Here is an 18,883-nt window from a genome sequence, read left to right on the forward strand (position 1 = left end):
CCGCATATGAGGCTCGCGCAAGCATAGCGCGATACGAAGAAAGTCGTCCGTACGATGGAGTATCCCGACCATGACCCCGAACCCGCCGGACTCGCCGTCCGTTCCCGCCGCGCGTTCGCGCAAGTGGCCGGTCGTGCTGATCGCCGCCGGCGCGCTGCTGCTCGTCGCGCTGCTGGTCTACGAATACGATGCGCACGAACGCGGCACCGACGACGCGTACGTGACCGGCCATCTGCACGTAATCTCGCCGCGCGTGGCCGGCACGGTCGAGCGCGTGCTGGTGGACGACAACCGGTTCGTGCATGCGGGCGAGCCGCTCGTGCGGCTCGACCCGCGCGATTTCGACGTGCGCGTCGCGCTGCAGCGGGCGCGCGTCGCGCAGGCCCACGCCGATGCGAGCCGCGCGAAGGCGCTGGTCGAGCAGGCCGACGCGACGCGCGTGTCGGCGCATGCGGATGCCGAGAAAGCCGAGCTCGATTACGCGCGGGCCCGCGAGCTGACCCGCGAAACGCCGCGCGGGCTGTCGCAGCAGGAATTCGATGCGGCCAACGCGGCACGCAAGTCCGCCCGCGCGCGCATCGACGCGGCCGACGCGCAATGGCGCAGCGCGCAGGCCGCGTGGCAGGCGGCGGCCGCCGTGTCGAACCAGAACGACGCCGAATTGCGCGACGCGGAACTCCAGTTGCAATACACGACCGTCGTCGCGCCGTCTGACGGTTATGTCGGCAAGAAGACCGTCGAGACCGGCGAGCACGTCGCGCCCGGCCAAGCGCTGCTCACGCTCGTCGAGCCGCACCCGTGGGTGGTCGCGAACTTCCGCGAAACCCAGCTGCGGCACGTGCGCACCGGCGACGCCGTGCAATTGCGCTTCGACGCGCTGCCGGAGCGGACCTTCAGCGGCCACGTCGACAGCCTGTCGCCCGCGACCGGCGGGCAGTTTTCGCTGCTGCCGCCCGACAACGCGACCGGCAACTTCACGAAGGTCACGCAGCGGGTGCCCGTGAAGATCCTGCTCGACGGGCAAGCGGTGACCGAGCCGCGCATCCGGCCCGGCCTGTCGGTCGTCGTCACGCTGCAACCCGAGCGCGCGCAGCCATGATCCGCATCGCCGCCCCGTTCGCCGCCGTGTTCGCCGCCTGCCTGCTGAGCGCATGCACGATCGCGCCGCGGCCGCTTGCGCCCGTAGCGGTCGGACCGGCCCCGTTCCGCCATGCGGATGCGGCGAACCCACCCGCCGCGCCGCTCGCCGAGTGGCCCGCATGGTTCGGCGCGCCGCCGCTCGTCACGCTCGTCGACGCCGCGCTCGCCGGCAATCCCGACCTCCGCGCCGCCGCGGCGCGCGTCGACCAGGCGCAGGCGCTGCTCGGCGTGCGCGAAGCCGCGCTGGCGCCCACCGTCGGTGTCGCGCCGTCGTTCAGCCGCTCGCGCGTGTCGGGCACGGTCGACAACGCATTGCCGAAACGCACGATGCACAACTGGTCGGTGCCGTTCACCGCGAGCTACGAAGTCGATCTGTGGGGCCGCCTGCGCGGCGACGCCGAGATCGGCCGGCAGAACGTGCTGCAGGCGGACGCGGATCGCGCGGCGGTGCGCCTGCGCGTGGCGACCGACGTCGCGGCCGACTACCTGACGCTCCATTTCGTCGAACAGGATCTCGCGACGCTCGCGCGCGCGATCGAGCTGCGCCGCACCGCGCTCGACGTGATCGCCGCGCGCGTGCGGGCCGGCGCGGCGAGCGATCTCGACGCGCTGCGCGCGTCGGCCGACCTCGATACGGCACGCGCCGATCTCGCGGACAGCCGCCGGCTGCGCGAGAACCTCGTCGACGCGCTCGCCGTGCTGACCGGCGTGTCGCCGACCACATTCGCCGTCGCGCCCACCGCATCGCTCGTGCGCGTGCCGGACGTGCCGCCCGGCCTGCCGTCCGCGCTGCTCGCGCAACGGCCCGACGTCTACGCGGCCGCGCGCCGTGCCGACGCGGCGTCGCTCGAGATCGGCGTCGCCCGCACCGCGTGGCTGCCGACGTTGACGCTGACCGCGCAGGGTGGTTTCGCGAGCCGCGATCTCGGCACGTTTCTCGATCGCAACAGTTCGCTGTGGGGGCTCGGCGCGAGCGTCGCCGAAACGCTGTTCGACGGCGGCAAGCGCGACGCCGCGGTGGCCGCCGCGACGGCCGGCGCGGACCTCGCCGACGCGAACTATCGCGCGACCGCGCTCGGCGCGCTGCGCGAGGTTCAGGATGCGCTCAACGACATCGCCGCGCAGAAGGAGCGGATCGCGCGCTACGACAGCGCGGCGCGCGCGACCGAGGCGGCCGCGCGGTTGTCGCTGAGCCGTTATGCGCACGGCTACGTCAGCTATCTCGAGGTGATCGACGCGGACCGCGATGCACTGAGCGCGCAACGCCAGCTGATTCACAGCCGCCAGTCGCTCGCGATCGCGACGATCGGCCTGGTGCGCGCGCTGGGCGGCGGATGGACGCCGCCGGCGTCGGCCGCGACGGGCGATGCGTACGCGCCGGGCGGTTCCGCATCGGACTGAGCGTGCGTGCCGGTTTCGCACGAACGGCCTTCAGCATTTTCACGCCGCTCTTAAGCTTTACTAACGTTTTTTGTGTTGTTCCGCGCGGATGCGCCGCATACATTGCTCCCATACGCACTCACCGCAGCGGGACGTGTCATGGATCGCCTGAAAGCGCTCGAGATTCTCAAGACGGTTGCCGAACAAGGCAGCTTCACGAAAGCCGCCGACGCCCTGCGGCTCGGCGTGCCGTCCATCAGCCGCACCATCCAGTGCCTTGAAACGTCGCTCGGCGTGCTGCTGTTCCATCGCACGACGCGCAAGGTGACGCTGACCCACGTCGGCCACGACGTGCTCGAACAGGCGATCGCGTTGCTCGCGCAATACGAGCATTTTTCCGTGTGCTGTCACACCAATGCGAGCGACGTGCAGGGCGACGTCTCGATCGAGGTCTCGAACCTGTTCGGCGCCGATCGGCTGGTGCCGGTACTCGCCGATTTCAATCGGCGGTATCCGCTCGTGCGTAACCGCGTCGACTGGGTCGATCATCCGAGCGCGGCGTTCAGCGGCGCCGCGGACCTGTCGATCGTCACCGAACGGACGTCGAGCGTGACCTGCGTCGAGCGACGCCTGGGACGCATTGCGATGGGACTGTACGCGAGCCCGCGGTTTCGCGCCGCTGCCGGCGCACCCGACGATCCGCAGGCCCTCGAACGCACGGACGCGCACGGCGGCAAACCGGGCAGCGGCGCTTCGATGTGGCCGCTGCGGCACCGGCGCACGGGCGCGACCGCCGCGATCCGGCTGGCCGGCGCGATTCGCTCGAACTGTCTCGACACGCTGATTCTCGCCACGACGCGCGGCGCGGGCTTCGCCGTGCTGCCGGAACATCTCGCGCGGCCGCTCGAGCGCGCCGGCGAACTCGTTCGCCTGCTGCCCGACTGGCAGGTCGGCGATCTCGACGCATCGCTGCTCTACCACTCGCGCCGCAACCTGCCCGCGCGCGTCAGAACGCTCGCCGAACATCTCGTCGCCGCGTTCGACGGCGGCCGCGACCCGCGGCCGGCCACCCGGCACCACGCACGCGCGGTCACGCATGCCGCCGATGCCGACCGCGAAGTGGCCGCATGAACGTCGCCGTTCGCGGCATCGGGCGCCGCGCCGGCACGTGCGTGCCGATCCCGTCGCGTCGAACGGGCCGGCGCGCCTGCTCAGGCGCCTGCTCTGTCGCCCCCCGCTCAACCGCCCGCGCCGACCGGGCGAACGCCGAGCGCCTGGGCCCGACGCACGAGATCCGGCAGCGTGCGGACCTGCATCTTCTTCATCACCTGCGCACGATGCACCTTCACCGTGATTTCCTGCAGCCCGAGATTCGACGCGATCTGCTTGTTCATCAGGCCCGCGATCACCTGGCTCATCACTTCGCGTTCGCGCGGCGTCAACGACGCATAGGCCCGCCGCACCGCATCCAGCTCACGCTCGCGCGCGAGGCGTTCGCCGTCGCGGGCCAGCGCGCGGCCGACGGCATCGAGCATCGTGTCGTCGTCGAACGGTTTCGTCAGGAAATCGAGCGCGCCGCCCTTCATGGCCTTGACGGTGGTGGCCACGTCGCCGTAACCCGTCATGAACAGGATCGGCACGTTCAGGCCCGCACGCACCGCTTCCTCCTGAACGGCGAGCCCGCTCTCGCCGGCCAGGCGCAGGTCGAGGATCAGGCAACTCGGCACGTCGGGCCGCTCGAATGCGAGGAACGCGCGCGACGTCGCGAACGTCTCGACGCGAAATCCCGCCGAGCGCAACAGCGCGCTCAGCGCGCGCCGCAGCGTTTCGTCGTCGTCGACCACATAGACGACCGGCGCGGGTTCCCCCGCGCCCTGGTTGCGATCAGAAGTCATATTCGGCGTGCTCGCCATCGCATTCCTCGTGTAGGCATCCGCTTCATTATCGAATGATAAACCGAGAAAAGTCTGGGCGGACACGCCGGCGCGCGCGGCATGACGGCGGACGCGCCGCTCACGCGGGCGGTGAGCCGGATGCGACCTGATCGATCAGGTCGAGCAGGTCGTCCGATGGAAACGGCTTGCGCAGGAACGCGACCGCGCCTTGCGCGAGCGCCCGGCGGACCGACTCGTCGTCGCCGTGCGCCGACATCAGGATGACCGGCAGCGCCGCGTTGCGCTGCACCAGCAGGCGCTGGACGTCGAGACCGCCCATCCCTTTCATCTTCAGGTCGAGCAGCACGCACGCCGCGTCGTCCAGCGGGCCGGTCGCGAGAAATTCCTCGCCCGACTCAAACGGCAATGCGGTATGGCCCGCCGATTTCAGCAGGCTGGCAAGACTCTTTCGGACCGACGCATCGTCATCGATGATGCAAACAAGGGCCATGAAATAAAAACCTAAATGGTGTCAATCGAGGTGAGCGCCGTGCGGTTCATGCCGCATCGACAGGCGCCGCCGCTGCGCGCCAGGTCCGCGCAGCCCGGCTGTCACGCCCACGATCCGGCGACCGGCACGGCCGGCGCCGGCTGCAGCGCGTCCGCGTGCGGGTCGGCCGCAAACGACGCGCGGCGCGCGTGGAGACGCCCGGCTTCGCCCGATTCCGCCAGTTTCTCGAGCGCATACGCGCGCACGACCTCGAGCAGCGAGTAGCGCTTCGACAGTCCGACCGAATGAACGACCAGCAGCGATTTCGACGCCAGGCTGACGAGACAGTCCAGCACCTCGTCCGCACCCAGTTCGTTGCAGGCGGCCAGCGCGCAGGCCGCGTCGAGCCGGAACGCATCCGGAAACACCGCGAGACGGCACAGCACGGTGCGCTCCATGTCGTCGAGCAGCCGATAGCTCCACTCGATGGTGGCCCTGAGTGTCTGCTGGCGCGGGTGCGCCGTGCGCAGGCCGCCGGACAGCGACAGCACCGACTTGTCGAGATCCGCCGCCAGCCCCTGGATGCCGAGCGACGCGACACGGGCCGCGCCGAGCTCGAGCGCGAGCGGCAGGCCGCTCAGGCGGCGGCAGAGGGTTGCGATCGCGTCGAGCGTCTTCGCGTCCGCCGGAAGATCCGTACCCATCGCGCGCGCGCGCGCCAGGAACATCCGGACCGCGCCGCTCGCGACGATGTCGTCGGCGTTCGCGCCGGCCGGCGGCAACGACAGCGGCCCGACGCGATAGACCCGCTCGCCCGCCACCCGCAACGGCTCCCGGCTCGTCACGACGAGTATCGCGCCAGGGTTCGCGTCCGCGATCGCTTCGCTCAGGTCGGCCAGTTCGTCGACGTACTGCTCGGCGTTGTCGAACACGAGCACGACGCGCTGCTCGCCGATCGCCCGGACGACGTCGGCGGGACCCGCGCCCGGGCCGCCCGGCAGGTCGAACGCGTCCAGCACCGCGCACGCCAGGGTCGCGTCGGCCCGCAGGCCGGCCAGGTCGACCCGGACCATCTCGATCGCGTGCGCCATCGACCAGGCCGTCGCGACTTCCAGCGCCAGATGCGTCTTGCCGACGCCGCCGGGACCGACCAGCGTGACGAGCGCCTCGCGATCGAGCAGCCCGTGCAGCTCGGCCGCTTCCTGCTCCCGGCCAATCATCGGACATTTGCGCGGCGTAGCACTCGCGCGGACATTGCCTGCCGAGTCGAACGCGAGCGGCGGGCGATCGCCATGCGCATGGTCGGCCGGCGGCGCGAGCCGGTAGCCGCGGCCCGATTCGGTCCGGATCCACCCGTGCTTGCCGCCGAACAGCTTGCGCAGCGTCGAGACGTGGACCTGGATGTTGTTCTCGACCACGATCGTGTTCGGCCACACGGCCTGCATGATCTCGTCCTTCGACACGAGCCGGCCGGCCGCCTTCACCAGCAGTTCGAGGATCTCGAACGCCCGGGCGCCGATATACCGGGGCTGCCCGTCGACACAGACTTCGCGGCATTCAAGGGAAACCGTCACCCGTCCGAACGTGTACATGATCCGCACTCGCTTATGCTGCCTGCCACCTCGCGCCGCCTCGCGAGGCGACGCGCTCCTGGGTTGCCCGTCCGGCCATGCCGATGCATGCCGGAAGGCGTGACCGTATCGTAGGTCGCAACCGGCGCCGCGAATATTATCCATAGGTTTAAGTCCGGCCCCGGCCGCCGGGGCTCAAGGGCGCGGCGGGTACTGCAAAATCCCGCGGGCTGTCGGACAATGCACGGGTCGCGGCCCGAACGCGCGCGACCGAGCCCGGCCGATCCCGCATCGCGAGCCGCTTCCACCTCCTCCACCCAGCCCGCCGCCCCACCGTGAATCAGCCCTTGCGTAACCCGGACGACACGAACCGAATGGATGCCGAATGGCTCGCGCGTGCCCGCCTGTCGAACGTGGTGCGCTCGGGCGACGTCCTGACCTTCGACCTGACCGACCGCGCGACGGGGCGCGTGTGGCCGGCGTGCCAGACCGGCTGGGAATTCGACCAGCGCTGCCGGCAGTTCGAGCAGGAACATGCGTTGAACGGGATCCTGGACCCGGCCTGGGCGCTCTTGCCGGTGGCGCTGATCCGCGCGGCCGACGGCCCGGTGCTCGTTCATCCGCGCCTGGACGTGCGTGCGTTCGACACGCTGACCGACGTCCGGCTGCCGCTCGACGCCTTTCTCGAAACGGCGATCGGCGCCGCCCGCACGCTCGGGGAACTGCATCGGCGCGGCTGGCTGCACGGCGATCTCCAGCCGACCAGTTTCGTCATCGCAGCGGACGGCACCGTCATGCTCCGCTCGTTCGCCCATGCCCGGGAGCGCGCGACGAAACAGGCGGCGGACCGCACGATGCGCACGGATTTCGCCGCGTACGCCGCGCCGGAAGTCTCGGCAGGCGCGTGCGTCGACGAGCGCGCCGACCTGTACGCGTTCGGCATCACGCTGTTCCGCCTGCTGACGGGCGCGATGCCTTACAAGGCCGCGTCGACGTCCGACTGGGTCCACGCGCACGTCGCGATCAAACCGTCGCCGCCCACGGCGTTTCGCGGCGACGTGCCCGCCATCCTGAACGATCTGATCCTGAAGCTGATCGCCAAGGAACCCGCCGATCGCTACCCGTCCTGTGAAGCGGTGCAGCACGATCTCGAACGGATCCTGCACGACTGGCTCGCCGCGGGGCGCGTCGAGCCCTTCGCGCTCGGCGGCTGCGATCCGTTCGCCGGTCTGCACACGCTCGACCTGCCGGTCGGCCGAGACGTGGAAATTCATCTGCTCGAGGGGATCCTGGAGAGCGTCACGCGCACCGGCGAGTCGGCCCTCGTGCTGGTCGGCGGACCGGCCGGCGTCGGCAAGACCGCGCTCGCCGAACACTTCGTGCGTCATGCGCGCGCCGCGTCGCGCACCGCCTGGTTCGCGTCGGCCACGGTCGACCGGTTCCAGCCCGCGCGGCCGTATGCGCCCGTGCTGCAGGCGCTGCGCACGCTGTTCGGCAGTGCGCTGGCGAGGCGCGACGACGAAATCGCGGCGATCGCCGCGCGGCTGCGCGACTGCGTGGGTCGGCAGGCCAGTCTTCTTGCGGCGATCTTCCCGGAAACCGGGTGGCTGCTCGACGTCGAGCCCGTCGCGTTCGACCCTACCGATGCGATTCCCGAATTCCATCTGTGCCAGATCGTCGTGAATGCATTCCGCGCGTTCGCGGCGCCGGGCGAGCCGCTCGTCATGACACTGGACGACATCCAGTGGGCCGACGAAGCGACGCTCGCGTTCCTCGCATCGATCGCGCTCGATCCGCCGGCCCATGTCTGCATCGTCGCCAGCTATCGAAGCGGGCCGCCGCATGACGACGCGCCGGCGTTCCGGCACCTGCGCGAGCAGCTCGATCGCGCCCGCGTCGCGTCGCTGACGCTGGCACCGCTCGATACGCCCGACGTCACGCGGATGCTCGCCGGCATGCTCGGCGAGGCGCCGGCCCGCTTGTCCGGGCTCGGCGACATCGTTCATCGCAGGACGGGCGGCAATCCGTTCTACATCCAGCAGCTGCTGCGCACGCTGATCGACGAGCAGCTGCTCGGCTACGATCCGGTGCGGCAAGCGTGGCAATGGAATGCGGACGACATCGAGGCGCGCCACGAGACCGAGAACGTCGTGAGCCTGCTCGCGGTCCGGATGCAGCGCTTGCCGCACGAAACGAGAACGCTGCTGGCGCTGATGGCCTGTATCGGCATCGACATCGACGAAGCGCTGTTGCGCGCGGCCGCCGACAAAACGCTGGCCGAACTCCGCTTCTGGCTGGACCCGGCGCGCCGGATGGGTCTCGTGTCGCTCTCCGGCGACCGCTGGCGCTTCGCTCACGACCGCATCCTCGAGGCCGTCTACGCACTCACGGGGCGCCCGGAGCGCGCGCTGCGCCACGCCCGGATCGCCGCCGCGATGCTCGCGCGCGCGAACCCGCCGTCACCCGACTCCTTGCTGGCGCTCGCCGCCCAGATCGAACTGGCGCAAGGCGTGCCGCTCGACGACACGCTCGCGCTCGCATACGCGGGTGCGCTCGCCGACGCCGCGGAGGCCGCGGCCACGGCCGCCGCGCGCGATCGTGCGTTGTCGTTTCTTGCGTCGGCGCAATCGCTGCTCGGCCCGCATGCCTGGTCGCAACACTACGGCCTCGCCAGCCGGATCGGCATCCTGCGCAGCGGCCTGCTGCTCGCGACCGGCGAAACCGCACAGGCGTCCGACGCGATCGACACGCTCATGGCACGTACGCGCACGCCCGCCGACCGCGCCGAGGCGCATCGGCTGAAGGCCGCCCAGCTCACGGTGGAGTCGCACTACCGGCAAGCGATCGACGTCGCGCTGGCCGGGCTGGCGCTGCTCGGCGTCGAACTGCCCGCCGAGCCGGTCGAGGCCGATCTCGCGGCGGCCTGCGATGCGGTGCGCGCGGCGCTCGACGGCCGCGCCATCGCCGACCTGGTCGACCTGCCCGTGATGACCGACACGCGCGTGGAAGCCACGATGGCACTGCTGACCGCGCTCGAAGCCGCGATGTTCTATCCGAGCGGCGGGTTGATGCTGCTGCATTTCGCGACGATGGTGCGGCTGACGCTGCGCCACGGCGTCACCGCCGCGTCGGTGCAGGGGCTCGCGTGGTACGGCGTGAGCATCGCGGAGCACCACGGCGCGTATGAAGACGGCTTCGAATTCGCCAAGGTCGCGCTCGCGCTGGTCGATCGCCACGGCTTCGAGCGCTATCGCTCCGCCACGCTGATCGCGCTCGACCAGGTGAGCGTCTGGACCCAGCCGCTGTCCTACGCACTCGAACGCGCACGCGATGCGAAAGCCGCGGGCAATGCGAGCGCCGAGCTGCGATGGATGTGCTACAGCTGCAATCACATCGTCAGCGATCTGTTGTCGATGGGCGAGGCGCTGCCCGCGATCCGCGCCGAAATCGACCCGCTGCTGGAGATCGCGCGTGGCGCGCACTACGACGACATCACCGACCTCGTCTCCACACAATCCGAATTCATCGATGCGCTGCAGTTCGGCCAGGACCGGCTGATCGGCAGCTGGCGTGCCCGTGCGTCATCCCGGACCCCGATGTCGGTCCTGGCGTTCTGGACCGACGTGCTCGCCGGCCAGGCGGCCTTCATCTTCGGCGACGCCGCGACGGCGCGCGCATCGCTCGATGCGGCCGCGTCGAGTGCATGGTCGACGCCCGCGCACATCATGCTTGCCGATTTCCACCTGTTCAGCGTGCTGGCCGGGATCGCATGCGACGACGGCGCAACGCCGCCCGAACGCATGCTCGAACGCTTCGCGCCCCAGCGCGCCCGCTTCGCGGTGTGGAGCGAGCGAAATCCCGGAACGTTTCTCAACAAGCTCGCGCTGATCGATGCCGAGTTCGCGCGCGTGCGCGGCGAGCACGTGGTCGCGATGCAGCAGTACGAAACGTCGGCCAGCCTCGCGGCGGAACACGGCTTCGTGCACGAACAGGCGCTCGCGCACGAGCGGGCCGCGCAGCATGCCGCGTCGCTCGGGCTCGCCGGCCAGGCCCGTCATCAGTTGCGGCTCGCCCATGCGTGCTACCGGCGTTGGGGCGCGACCGGCAAGACGCAGGCGATGGAAGCGCAGCATCCGTTCCTCGTGATGGATCCGTCGCCGGGCGGCCCGGCCGCGCCCGCGCGCGAGGATCTCGATTTCGCGCTCGCGATGCGCGCCGCCAATTCGTTATCCGAAGAAATCGTGCTCGAGCGCCTGATCCAGACGCTGATGCGCAACATGCTCGTGTATGCCGGCGCGCGCCATGGCCTGCTGCTGCTCACCCGGCACGACCGGCTGACCATCGAGGCGGTGGCGCGCATCGCAGGCAGCGACGTGATCGTCGATATCGCCCGCAGCGAACCCACCGAACAGGATGTGCCGCTGTCGATCCTGAACACCGTCGCGCGCACGCGAAAGCCGATCGTGCTCGCGAATGCGCAGCGCGACGGCGTGCCCGATCACGTCGACAGCCTGCGCGCGCACCCGACGCGCTCGCTGTTCTGCCTGCCGCTGTTGAAACAGGGCGCGCTGGTCGGCGTGCTTTATCTCGAGAATGCACTGAGCAACGGCGTGTTCTCGCCGCGGCGCATCGCGATGCTGGAAGTGCTCGCGCCGCAGGCCGCCAACGCGCTCGAATCCGCGCGGCTCTACGCGGAACTGATCGACGAGAACGCGCGCCGGGTCGAGACCGAGGCCGCGCTGCGGCACGCGCGCACCGAGCTCGCGCGCACCGCGCACATGACGGTGATGGGCGAACTCGCCGCATCGATCGCGCACGAGATCAATCAGCCGCTGACGAGCATCGTGTCGAGCGCCGGCGCGGGCATGCGCTGGTTGCGCGGCCCGCAACCCGATCTCGGCGAGGCGCTCGCGAGCCTGGACGACATCCGTGCATCCGGCGTGCGCGCGGCCGACATCGTCCGCGCGTTGCGATCGCTCGCGCGCCAAACGCCGCCCGCGCTGGCGCCGGTCGCGATCGACGACCTGATTCGCGACATGCTGCGTCTCACCGAGACGGAAATCGACGCGAAGCAGGTGGTGCTGCGCGTCGACCTGCACTGCGACGGCGTGCGCGCGATGGCCGACCGCACCCAGATCCAGCAGGTGATCCTCAATCTCGTCACCAATGCACTCGACGCGATGGACGGACTCGTCGCGCCGCGCGAACTCGAAATCGCGTCGCAGGTCAGCGACGGCCATGCGGTCGTCCGCATCGCCGATCGCGGCGCCGGCATCGCTGCGGACATCGCCAACCGGATCTTCGATCCGTTCTTCACGACGAAATCGCACGGCATGGGGATGGGACTCGCGATCTGCCGCTCGATCATCGAGGCGCATGGCGGCACGCTCGACGCCGCGCCACGCGACGGGCACGGTACCGTGATGACGTTCCGGTTGCCGGTGTCGACGCGCGGCTGATACCGGCGGCCAACGCATCGCGGCGCCGGCGCCGCACGGCTCAGGCTGCGCCCTGCCGTTGCGCGTCCTCGCTCAGGAAGCGGTGGACGAAGGTCACGGCCATCGCCCCTTCGCCGACCGCCGACGCCACCCGCTTGACCGAGCCCGACCGGACGTCGCCCGCCGCGAACGAACCCGGCACGCTCGTTTCGAGATAGTAGGGCCGGCGCTCGAGCGGCCACACGCGCCCGAATGCAGGACAGTCGTAGAGGTCGCTGCCCGTGACCAGGTAGCCGCTCTCGTTCCGAATGATGTTCGTGTCCCTCGCCCATTCGGTGTTCGGCGCACCACCGATGCAGACGAACAGGTGCGTGGCCGGCAGCACTTCCCGCGCACCGTCTTCCGTGCGCAGCACGATCGCCTCGAGCCGGCCGTCGCCCTGCAACGCGTCGACGGTCGTGCCGTAGCGGACGGTCACGTTCGGCATGCGCTCGATCCGGTCGATCAGGTAGCGCGACAGCGTTGCCGCGAGCGATGCGCCGCGCACGATCATCGTGACTTCACGCGCGTGCCGTGCGAAGTTCATCACCGCCTGCCCGGCCGAATTTCCGCCGCCGACGATGAACACGTGCTTGCCCTCGCACATCGGCGCCTCGCTCGATCCCGCGCCATAGAACAGGCCCGCGTTGAGAAAGCGCTGTTCGTCCGGCAGACCGAGGCTGCGGTATTCGATGCCGGTCGCGCAGATATTCGCGCGCGCGGTCAGAATCGAGCCGTCGGCCAGGTCGACGCGAATCTTGCCGTCGACGAACGTCGCATGCACGCCCTCGCGCATCATCAGCAGCTCGACGCCGAACTTGACCGCCTGCTGGCGCGCACGCTCGGCCAGCTCGGCGCCCGGTATGCCGTCCGGGAATCCCATGTAGTTCTCGATCAGCGAACTCGTCCCCGCCTGTCCGCCGACCGCATCGCGCTCGATCACGACGGCCCGCAACCCTTCCGATGCCGCGTAGACGGCAGCCGACAGGCCCGCCGGGCCGGCACCGTAGATCGACAGGTCATACTCGATGAAGCGCGGCCGCGCGACCCAGCCGAGCTTGGCGGCGATCTCCGGCAGCGTCGGCTGGTACATGCACGTACCGTCCGGAAAGACGACGACCGGCAACCGGACATCGCGCAGCGGCGCGATGCCCAGCTCGCGCACGCAGTCGGTGTCGGACGTCAGTTCGCACCACGCGTACTCGACCACGCCGCGCTTCAGGAAATCGCGAATTGCGTAGGCTTCCTTGCTGTTCGGCAAACCGATTACCTTGACATGCTGAGACTGCGTCATGAAGCCCTCCCGGCGACCGCACCGCGACATTGCACCCCGGCCGCACTTGCGACTGTACGTCGTCGTCGCCATCGCGCCGCGATGTTTAATAAGAATTAAGGTCAGCTCGCGCCACGACCGTCCACAATGAATCCTGTCCGCCTCCGCTTGCAGCTTCGTGCCGGCCGCGCTGCGAGCGCTCTGCGGCGCCGGCATCGGAGCGACAGATGACTACCACCTGCAGTCACCTCGGCGAAGCGCGCGTCCTGCACACCGACAAGGACTACTGCGAGGAATGCGTGAAGTCCGGCAGCCGGTGGGTGCATCTGCGCCTGTGCCTGAGCTGCGGGCAAGTCGGTTGTTGCGACTCGTCGCCGAATCGCCACGCGAGCCGGCATTTCCACGAAACCGGCCATCCGCTCGCCCGTTCGATCGAGCCGGGCGAGCGCTGGGTATGGTGCTACGCGGACGAAGTCATGGCCGGCGAAATCGCGTCGTAGCGCATCGCGCGCCGGCATCCGGCACCCATTTCCACTGCGGGTAAACACCGCTCGATCGCGGCTTTGTCCTGCCGATCTTTTCCACTAGAATTTATCGAACGATAACTTATCGACTGATAAACACGAGGTGTCCCATGCCTGTATCCAGACTTGCGCACTACTCGATCCGCACGCTCGATCTCGAGAAATCGTGCCGGTTCTATGAACGCGTGCTCGGCTTCAAACGCGGCTATCGTCCGCCGTTCGACTTTCCCGGCGCATGGCTCTACAAGGGCGGCGACGAAGCCGATTACGGCACCGTGCACATCATCGGCGTCGATCCGTCCAATCCGGACGGCCTTGCCGCCTATCTCGGCGACAAGGCGCTGCCGGCCGCCGGCACCGGCACCGTCGACCACATCGCGTTCCTCGCGACCGGCGTCGAGGCGACGTGGCGCACGCTGCGCGCCGAGAACATCCCGTGGCGCGACCGCACGGTGCCCAGCCTCGGTCTGCACCAGGTCTTCATCGAGGATCCGTCCGGCGTGACGATCGAACTCAACTTCCCTGCCGCCGAGGTCGAGGGCCTCGCGCTTCCCGACGCGGCCGCATCGGCCGGCGCATCCACCGGAGACTGACATGAACAACATCACTGCAAGCAAACGCAAGGCCGCCATCGTCGGCGGCTCGCTGGGCGGGCTGTTCGCCGCCAACCTCCTGCTGCGCAACGGCTGGGACGTGGACGTCTACGAGCGGGTGCCCGAGGCGCTGTCGGGCCGTGGTGCCGGCATCGTCACGCATCCGGAACTGTTCGACGTGATGCTCGCCGCGGGCGTGCGCATCGACGCGTCGATCGGCGTCAAGGTCGAGTCGCGCATCACGCTGTCGCAGGACGGCGCCGTGGAATCGGAACGGCGCTTGCCGCAGACGCTCACCGCGTGGAGCAAGATGTACCACGTGCTGCGTGCGGCGCTGCCCGATCAGCACTATCACGCGGGCGCCGTCGTGACCGACGTCGCGGACGGGCCGGAGCACGCGTCTATCACGCTGTCCGACGGCTCGGTCGTGCATGCCGATCTCGTCATTGCCGCCGACGGGTTCCGCTCCGCGATTCGCGAGCGGCTGCTGCCGGACGCGCAGTTGCAATACGCGGGCTATGTCGCATGGCGCGGGCTGGTCGACGAAGCCGCGCTGTCGGAAGCGACCCACGCGAGCCTGTTCGACAAGTTCGCGTTCGGCTTGCCGCCGCACGAACAGATCCTCGGCTACCCGGTCGCCGGCCAGGGCAACAGCACGCAACCCGGCGAGCGCCGCTACAACTTCGTCTGGTATCGCGCGACGCGCGAAGACACCGACCTGCCGAACCTGCTGACCGACGAGACCGGCAAGCTGTGGGCCGGCGGCATTCCGCCGACGCTGATCCGGCGCGACGTCCTCGCCGATCTCGAGGACGCGGCCCACGCGCTGCTCGCGCCGCAGTTCGCGGAAGTCGTCGCACGCGCGACGCAGCCGCTGTTCCAGCCGATCTACGACCTCGAAGTGCCGCGCATGGCGTTCGGCCGGATCGCGCTGCTCGGCGATGCCGCGTTCGTCGCGCGGCCGCACTGCGGAATGGGCGTCACGAAGGCGGCCGGCGATGCGCTCGCGCTCGTCGCGTCGCTCGCCACGCGCGCCGACACGCTCGACGCACTGTGCGAATACAGCGAGACGCGCACCGCCTTCGGCGTCGCGATCGTGCAGCACGCGCGCCATCTCGGCGCGTACATGCAGGCGCAACTGAAAAACGACACCGAGCGCGAAATGGCCGAGCGCTATCGCACGCCGGAAGTCGTGATGCGGGAAACCGCGGTGCCGCCGCATTTCTGAGCCGCATTTCCGAGCCGGGCACGGGCGGGCGCCGCGCACGAGACGCGCGACGCCCGACACCCGGCCGCGACATTCGATCCATCGAGGAGACACCGTGAACCACCCGCTTCCAGCCACCGCCGGCACCGCGCCCGCGCATGACTCGCCGGCGCAGGCCGCCCATCCGCTGCTGCGCGATGCCCGTTTTCGCACGCTCGTCAGGCGCAGAAGGCTGCTCGCCTGGTCGCTGACGCTCGTCATGCTCACCCTCTATTTCGCGTTCATCCTCACGCTCGCGTTTTCGCCGGCGCTGCTCGGCCAGCCGATCGTGCCGGGCAGGCCGACGCCGTGGGGCATCCCGGTCGGCTTCGGCATGTTCGTCGTCACGTTCGCGCTCGTCGCGCTATACGTATTCCAGGCCAATTCGGTCCACGACGCGCTCGTCGCGTCCCTTCGTCACGGAGACACGCCATGAAACGCCTGCTCCTCGCCGCGATCGTCGCCGCCGGCACGGCACCGGCGTTCGCGGCCGGCCCCGCGGCGATCGCACACGGGCACAACCCGGTCGCGATCGGCATGTTCCTGCTGTTCGTCGCATCGACGCTCGTCATCACGCGCTGGGCCGCGCGCAAGAACCACAGCGTGGCCGACCACTATGCGGCCGGCGGCCGGATCACCGCGTTCCAGAACGGCTGGGCGATCGCCGGCGACTACATGTCCGCGGCATCCCTGCTCGGCATTTCCGCGCTGGTGTTCACGAGCGGCTACGACGGCCTGATCTATTCGGTCGGCTTTCTCGCGAGCTGGCCGATCATCCTGTTCCTGATCGCCGAGCCGCTGCGCAACCTCGGCAAGTACACGCTCGCCGACGTCGTGTCCTATCGCCTGCGGCAACGGCCGATCCGCGCGTTCGCGGCGTCGAGCTCGATCGTCATCGTGCTGCTGTATCTCGTGTCGCAGATGGTCGGCGCGGGCAAGCTCGTCGAGCTGCTGTTCGGTCTCGACTACACGGTCGCGGTGCTCGTCGTCGGCGTGCTGATGGTCGTCTACGTATTCTTCGGCGGGATGCTCGCGACCACCTGGATCCAGATCATCAAGGCCGTGCTGCTGCTCGCCGGCGCGGCGTTCATGGCGTTCATGGTGCTGAGCCGCTTCGGGTTCAGCCTCGACGCGCTGTTCGCGCAGGCAGTCAGCGTGCATCCGAAGCATGCGGCGATCCTGCGTCCGGGCGGCCTGGTCTCCGATCCGGTCTCGGCCGTGTCGCTCGGCCTGGCGCTGATCTTCGGCACGGCGGGCCTGCCGCACATCCTGATGCGCTTCTTCACGGTCGGCGACGTCAAGGCTGCCCGCAAGAGCATCCTCCATGCGACCGGCATCGTCGGCGTCGGCTACGTGCTGATCGTGATCATCGGCTTCGGCACCATCGCGCTCGTCGCGCCGGACCCGCACTACCACGACGCGTCCGGCGCCGTGACGGGCGGCGCGAACATGGTGGCGATCCACCTCGCGCACGCGGTCGGCGGCAACGTGTTCCTCGGCTTCATCTGCGCGGTCGCGTTCTCGACCATCCTCGCCGTGGTCGCCGGACTCACGCTCGCGGGCTCGTCGGCGATCTCGCACGATCTCTACGCGAACGTGCTGCGCCGCGGACGCGCATCCGACCAGGAGGAAATGCGCGTGGCGCGCGCGACGACCGTGGTGCTCGGCGTGCTCGCGATCCTGCTCGGCATCGCGTTCGAGAAGCAGAACATCGCGTTCATCGTCAGCCTCACGTTCTCGATCGCGGCGAGCTCGAACTTTCCGGTGCTGCTGCTCTCGATCTACTGGCGCGGGCTCACGACGCGCGGCGCGGTGCTCGGCGGCCTGCTCGGGCTCGCCACCGCCGTCACGCTCACGGTGCTGAGCCCGACCGTGTGGGTGACGGTGCTCGGTCATGCGCATGCGGTCTATCCGTACGAATACCCGGCACTGTTCTCGATGGCGGCGGCGTTCGCCGGCGTCGTCCTGTTCTCCGTCACCGATCGCTCGGCCCGCGCGCGACATGAGCGTGCGCAGTTCGACACCCAGCTCGTCGCGTGCGAAATGGGCACCACAACGGGCACCACACAACGCGGCTGAGCCGCACGATTCGAAGAGCCGACATCCTCATGAGACATCCCACGTTGACCTGCACCTGCTGCCCGTCGCCGGCCCGGCGACGCCTGCTCGGCACGTTCGCCGCGCTCGCCGGCACGGCCTTGGCCGGCCGTTCGGCACCGGCTGCCGCAACCGCGAGCACGCCGGCCGCATCGGCCACCGCGCCGCTGCAGCGGCCGCGCGCGATCGACATCCACGCGCACTACTACCCGGAAAGCTTCTGCAATCTGGTCGGCGGCGAAGGCAAGCGCTTCGGCGGGTCGTTCACGTGCGACGACGCGTCGTTCACGTTCCGCACGCCCGCCGGCGGCCTCGGCCCGCTGCCGATGAAGTTCATCGACGTCGATGCCCGGCTCACGGACATGGATGCGTCCGGCGTCGACGTCCAGGCGCTGTCGCTCAGCGTGCCGATGGCGTACTGGGCCGACCGGCCGTTCAATGCGAAGCTCGCGCGCGACTGGAACTCGGCCGCGTCGCGCGTCTACGAGCGGCATCCGACGCGCTTCGTCGTACTCGCGACGCTGCCGATGCTGAACGCGACCGACGCGATCGACGAACTCGAGCGCGCCGCGCAGCTGCCGGGCGTGCGCGGCGTGTACATGGGCACCAACATCGACAATCGCGATCTCGACGACCCGCTGTTCGCACCCGTCTTCGCGCGCATCGCGCAACTGAACCTGCCGGTGTTCCTGCATCCGCAGCAAACGGTCGGCGGCGCACGGCTCGGTGACTTCTATCTGAGCAACCTGCTCGGCAATCCGTTCGACACGGCGATCGCGGCCGCGCACCTGATCCTCGGTGGCGTGCTCGATCGCCATCCGGACCTGCACTTTACGCTGCCGCATGCCGGCGGCGCGTTGCCGATCGTCGCGGGGCGCCTCGACGCGGGCTGGACCGTGCGCCCCGAAACGCGCCGGCTCGCGCAGAAGCCCAGCAGCTATCTGCGGCGCTTCAGCTACGACACGGTGTCCCACTCCGGGCCGGTGCTGGACTTCCTGATCGCGAACGTCGGCATCGACCGGCTCGTGCTCGGCAGCGACTACTGCTTCGACATGGGTTACGAACAACCGGTCCGCTTTCTCGACCGGCTCGACCTGAGCGCGGCCCAGCGCGCGCTGATACTCGGCGGCAATGCGGGAAAGCTGCTGCGGATCTAGCGCGATCGGGCCGCCATGTCGCGTTCGCGCGACGACGCTTGCACGATCGGCGCAGCCCGCC

Annotated in this window: 14 protein-coding genes; 10 read left to right on the forward strand and 4 right to left on the reverse strand. The window is 69.5% G+C overall.

Annotation, left to right across the window (positions count from 1 at the left end; all coding sequences use genetic code 11):
* The first annotated feature begins 70 nt into the window (after nt 1-70).
* The 3 genes from DIE02_RS18365 (at nt 71) to DIE02_RS18375 (ending at nt 3,651) form a co-directional block, all read left to right on the forward strand.
* A complete protein-coding gene (locus DIE02_RS18365; protein ID WP_124488012.1) occupies nt 71-1,099 on the forward strand; it encodes an HlyD family secretion protein in 1,029 nt (342 codons plus the stop codon).
* Nucleotides 1,096-2,541 (forward strand): efflux transporter outer membrane subunit, encoded by a 1,446-nt coding sequence (locus tag DIE02_RS18370; protein ID WP_124521086.1) that lies wholly within the window; start codon nt 1,096-1,098, stop codon nt 2,539-2,541. Before DIE02_RS18365 ends, DIE02_RS18370 begins: the two co-directional genes overlap by 4 nt.
* Nucleotides 2,542-2,679: 138 nt before the next feature.
* On the forward strand, nt 2,680-3,651 hold the full coding sequence (locus DIE02_RS18375) for a LysR family transcriptional regulator (RefSeq protein ID WP_124521088.1): 972 nt from the start codon (nt 2,680-2,682) through the stop codon (nt 3,649-3,651).
* A gap of 107 nt (nt 3,652-3,758) precedes the next feature.
* Here the strand turns inward: DIE02_RS18375 and DIE02_RS18380 are convergent, their stop codons facing one another.
* The 3 genes from DIE02_RS18380 to DIE02_RS18390 form a co-directional block, all read right to left on the reverse strand.
* The gene (locus DIE02_RS18380; protein ID WP_124521090.1) at nt 3,759-4,433 is read right to left on the reverse strand and encodes a response regulator transcription factor; all 675 of its coding nucleotides are present in this window, start codon (nt 4,431-4,433) and stop codon (nt 3,759-3,761) included.
* Nucleotides 4,434-4,533: 100 nt separating this feature from the next.
* The gene (locus DIE02_RS18385; RefSeq protein WP_124521092.1) at nt 4,534-4,905 is read right to left on the reverse strand and encodes a response regulator transcription factor; all 372 of its coding nucleotides are present in this window, start codon (nt 4,903-4,905) and stop codon (nt 4,534-4,536) included.
* 101 nt (nt 4,906-5,006) lie between these two features.
* Nucleotides 5,007-6,476 carry a winged helix-turn-helix domain-containing protein gene (locus DIE02_RS18390; RefSeq protein ID WP_185643550.1) on the reverse strand — a complete coding sequence of 490 codons (1,470 nt, stop codon included), beginning with the start codon at nt 6,474-6,476 and terminating at the stop codon, nt 5,007-5,009.
* Between the two features lie 353 nt (nt 6,477-6,829).
* Between DIE02_RS18390 and DIE02_RS18395 the strand changes: the two genes are divergently transcribed.
* Nucleotides 6,830-11,914, forward strand: coding sequence for an ATP-binding sensor histidine kinase (locus tag DIE02_RS18395; RefSeq protein ID WP_124529607.1), 5,085 nt, complete (start codon nt 6,830-6,832; stop codon nt 11,912-11,914).
* 40 nt (nt 11,915-11,954) lie between these two features.
* Here the strand turns inward: DIE02_RS18395 and DIE02_RS18400 are convergent, their stop codons facing one another.
* Entirely contained in the window at nt 11,955-13,226 is a 1,272-nt protein-coding gene (locus DIE02_RS18400) for an NAD(P)/FAD-dependent oxidoreductase (RefSeq protein WP_124529609.1), read from the reverse strand.
* Nucleotides 13,227-13,432: 206 nt separating this feature from the next.
* Between DIE02_RS18400 and DIE02_RS18405 the strand changes: the two genes are divergently transcribed.
* From DIE02_RS18405 to DIE02_RS18430, 6 genes are all read left to right on the forward strand, one after another.
* On the forward strand, nt 13,433-13,705 hold the full coding sequence (locus DIE02_RS18405; protein WP_124521100.1) for a ubiquitin carboxyl-terminal hydrolase 14: 273 nt from the start codon (nt 13,433-13,435) through the stop codon (nt 13,703-13,705).
* Between the two features lie 134 nt (nt 13,706-13,839).
* Nucleotides 13,840-14,322, forward strand: coding sequence for a VOC family protein (locus tag DIE02_RS18410; protein WP_124529611.1), 483 nt, complete (start codon nt 13,840-13,842; stop codon nt 14,320-14,322).
* 1 nt (nt 14,323) lies between these two features.
* Nucleotides 14,324-15,550: an FAD binding domain-containing protein gene (locus DIE02_RS18415; RefSeq protein WP_044847112.1), complete on the forward strand. Its 1,227-nt coding sequence runs from the start codon at nt 14,324-14,326 to the stop codon at nt 15,548-15,550.
* Nucleotides 15,551-15,644: 94 nt separating this feature from the next.
* Complete coding sequence (locus DIE02_RS18420; protein ID WP_124529613.1) at nt 15,645-16,004, forward strand: DUF485 domain-containing protein; 360 nt, start codon at nt 15,645-15,647, stop codon at nt 16,002-16,004.
* A complete protein-coding gene (gene actP, locus DIE02_RS18425; protein ID WP_124529615.1) occupies nt 16,001-17,647 on the forward strand; it encodes a cation/acetate symporter ActP in 1,647 nt (548 codons plus the stop codon). The genes DIE02_RS18420 and actP overlap by 4 nt, the downstream gene beginning before the upstream one ends.
* A gap of 29 nt (nt 17,648-17,676) precedes the next feature.
* On the forward strand, nt 17,677-18,822 hold the full coding sequence (locus tag DIE02_RS18430; protein ID WP_124529617.1) for an amidohydrolase family protein: 1,146 nt from the start codon (nt 17,677-17,679) through the stop codon (nt 18,820-18,822).
* Nucleotides 18,823-18,883 lie beyond the last annotated feature (61 nt).

Origin of the sequence: Burkholderia sp. Bp8991, from assembly GCF_003853795.1 — a bacterium.
Classification (GTDB): Bacteria; Pseudomonadota; Gammaproteobacteria; order Burkholderiales; family Burkholderiaceae; genus Burkholderia.